This window comes from Nocardioides sp. CPCC 206348 (assembly GCF_048654705.1).
Lineage (GTDB): Bacteria > Actinomycetota > Actinomycetes > Propionibacteriales > Nocardioidaceae > Nocardioides.
This window is the reverse complement of sequence record NZ_JBMCZA010000243.1, coordinates 155,435-156,987: the sequence shown is the minus strand read 5'-3', so window position 1 is coordinate 156,987 and position 1,553 is coordinate 155,435. Positions and strand designations below refer to the sequence as shown.

Annotated in this window: 3 protein-coding genes; 2 read left to right on the top strand and 1 reads right to left on the bottom strand. The window is 71.0% G+C overall.

Annotated features, from left to right (window positions below):
- Positions 1-654, top strand: a 654-nt coding sequence (locus ACOADB_RS29155) for an adenylate/guanylate cyclase domain-containing protein (RefSeq protein WP_378607541.1), incomplete at its 5' end; no start/stop codon positions are given.
- Here ACOADB_RS29155 and ACOADB_RS29150 read toward each other — a convergent pair.
- On the bottom strand, positions 655-1,254 hold the full coding sequence (locus ACOADB_RS29150; protein ID WP_378607538.1) for a TetR/AcrR family transcriptional regulator: 600 nt from the start codon (positions 1,252-1,254) through the stop codon (positions 655-657).
- Between the two features lie 77 nt (positions 1,255-1,331).
- Here ACOADB_RS29150 and ACOADB_RS29145 point away from each other — a divergent pair.
- Positions 1,332-1,553: hypothetical protein (locus ACOADB_RS29145; protein WP_378607535.1), on the top strand; the 222-nt coding region annotated here is incomplete at its 3' end.

Sequence of the window (1,553 nt, the reverse complement as noted above, 5' to 3'; positions counted from 1 at the left end):
CGCGAGCGCGAGCAGATCCGTGACCTGTTCGGTCGCCACGTCGGCCAGGAAGTGGCGGCCGCGGCCGCTGCGCTCGGTGCCGGGCAGATCGAGCTCGGCGGCGAGGCCCGGGTGTGCTCGGTGCTGTTCGTCGACCTGGTCGGCTCGACGACGTACGCGACCCAACACGGTCCGACCGAGGTGGTCGAGGTCCTCAACCGGTTCTTCGGGGTCGTCGTGGACGAGGTGGACCGCCACTACGGGCTGGTCAACAAGTTCATCGGCGACGCGGTGCTCGCCATCTTCGGAGCGCCCGTCGAGCTCGAGGAGCATGCCGGCGCGGCCCTGTCCGCGGCTCGCGCGATGGCGGCCCGACTGGCGGTCGAGGTGCCCGAGGTCGGCGCCGGGATCGGCGTGGCGACCGGGCAGGTGGTGGCGGGCAACGTCGGCCACGAGCAGCGCTTCGAGTACACCGTCATCGGCGACGCCGTGAACTCCGCCGCCCGGCTCACCGACCTGTCCAAGGACGTCCCCGGCGGCGTCCTCGCAGCGTGGGAGTCCGTCGAGACCGCCCGGGCCGCGGGATCACCCGAAGCCGAGCACTGGGTCGAGCACGGCGAGGCGATCCTGCGGGGACGGTCGGGCACGACCCGGCTCGCCGTGCCCCGCTCCTAGTCAGTGCTCAGTGCCCAGCAGGGGCACCAGGTACGCAGCGGCGAAGGCGCGGGTCGCCGCGTCGTCATGCATGGGGATCCTGCCCTCAGGCGCCAGCACGAGGCTCAGGGCGAGCCTGGCCTGGATCTCGCCGACGATGTCCGCGTCGACGTCGAGGTAACGACCCTGTGACTGCAACGCGCGGATCCAGTCGGCGATGTAGTCGCGCGCACCCGCCATGATCTGGTCGAGCAGGTCTCCGGGCGCCACCGCCTCGCCGTCGCGCTCGTTGTCGCCGCGAAGCAGCCGAACCAGGAGCGGACGTGCCGTGATCGCGTGCGCGAACGCCGTGAATCCTGCCGCCGCCTGCTCCTCGACCGTGTCCGGTCGCGAGAGCGCCGCATCCACGACCTCGATGACGATGGACGCCTCCCGCAGGAGCACCGCACGGACGAGCTCCAGCTTGCGCGGGAAGCGGCGATAGACCGTCGCCACGCCGAGTCCGGCCGCGTCGGCCACCTCGTTCATCGTCGTACGCCGCACGCCGTGCTCGGAGAACAGCGCCAGCCCGGCGTCGAGGATCCGCGCCGTGGACGTGTCGACGGGATCGGCGAGCTTCATGGTGGAGACCCTAGCCGCGCATCGCCGCCGGTGATAGATTCGAAGACAGTTTCTATCACCCTCAACGTGGAGGTCCCATGTCGAACGAGCCCACCGAACAACTCGTCGCCCGGCTCCGAAGGACGTTGGACAGCGGACGGACGCGCGACCTGGACTGGCGCCGCGCCCAGCTCCTCGCCCTGTCGCAGATGCTGACGGAGAACAAGGACGCTCTCGTCGGCGCCCTGGCCGAGGACCTCGGCAAGCCGCGGTTCGAGGCATGGGCCGGGGACGTCGCGTCCTCGGCATCGGAGGCCGAC

Coding starts and splice junctions, on each gene's coding strand:
- ACOADB_RS29150 (WP_378607538.1), bottom strand. CDS start 1,254: ATGAAGCTCGCCGATCCCGTCGACACGTCCACGGCGCGGATCCTCGAC.